At 43.9% G+C, this 1228-nt stretch carries 1 protein-coding gene; it reads right to left on the bottom strand.

All coding sequences use genetic code 11. From position 1 onward, the window contains the following. Nucleotides 1-1228 (bottom strand): RNA-directed DNA polymerase (locus EA14781_RS22195; protein WP_042336400.1); only part of this gene is annotated, 1228 nt, incomplete at both ends.

Here is a 1228-nt window from a genome sequence, read left to right as displayed (position 1 = left end):
AAAACTCTTCCCGCTGTTCTTTCCATTCACCTGGAGGCAGATCTCGCGCCAGTGTTTCAACGTAGCGTAATTGCAGTGACCAGCCCAAACGACGGATGGTTAATCCATCCGCACGGCGCAGAGTATCGGCATTTTCACCCACGCTACCGGCAGCGGAAAGGACTTTAGCCGCGGTGGAGTGTTCCAGTTGATCCGGTGAAGGCATCAAGCGGTGTTCACTAGAAAGCTCGTAGATCTCCTTTTCGATACTGTCGAGCAGGTCTATTCCCGCCCGCCCCTGAAGCACGAAAAGTTTTTGCTTATCGGATTGTAACTGGATGGTAGTCTTACCCTGAAACTGCTCACCCTGCTGTATTTGCCATATCTGTTCTTGCCCGTTTTTCTGGCTAATGCAATCGTTGCCAAGCCGCTCTTGCAGCAATAACATAAATTCGTGATTATTAGTAATTTTACCTGTATCGCGTATCACGAGGAACATATCATCGACATAACGACCGTAGTGGATCGGCGATAGTTTCTCAATGACTAATTTATCCCACTGGTGTAGCAGTATATTAGATATGATCCGACTGGCCGTCAATCCAATGACCAGACCACCATTAATAACTGGTGTTTTGTACGCTATTTTCTTTCCAAACGTTGCTGCGCCGTCAGACCAGTGCTTTAAGAATATTGCTAACTGTTCAGTAAACGCTTTTTCATCCTCAGTCAGTTTTACGTTTAGCGCGTCACAGAGATCGTCAGAAGTTATAGCCAGTGGATCAATAAAATGATAGTAACTTTTTAAATCCAGTGAAGCGGCGATAATATCGTGATCTTTTTCCAGTTCGTCACGTATAGCTTTTAAGCCATCACCACGCCATTTTTGGTAGGGCTGGAAGTAGGAGCTAAAAGAACCCACAGCACTGATATGGAATGGATTATCCTGCTCATTGCTAAACAATTCATCATTACGAATACGTTTTAGCCGCGCGCCATAGCAACAGTTATCTAAGCTGGCATCAAATTTATGCCCGACCATGTTAATCCATAGCGCAGAGATAATGTGACTATCAACCGGGAAGTCGCCAATAATACGAAACTCTGGTATCAGATCAAAATTCTTAAATAAATGGTCGGCTGCTCGTTTAGGGTTAGAAAAATGAACGTGTCCATTTTTGGATTCATCTTTTTCCTTTGTGGTTAATTTTTTCGGCAATAAACGAAATTTGCCAATCAACTCCTTAGG

Source organism: Escherichia albertii NBRC 107761 = DSM 17582, from assembly GCF_000759775.1.
GTDB classification, from domain to species: Bacteria; Pseudomonadota; Gammaproteobacteria; order Enterobacterales; family Enterobacteriaceae; genus Escherichia; species Escherichia albertii.
This window is presented reverse-complemented; position numbering and strand designations above follow the sequence as displayed.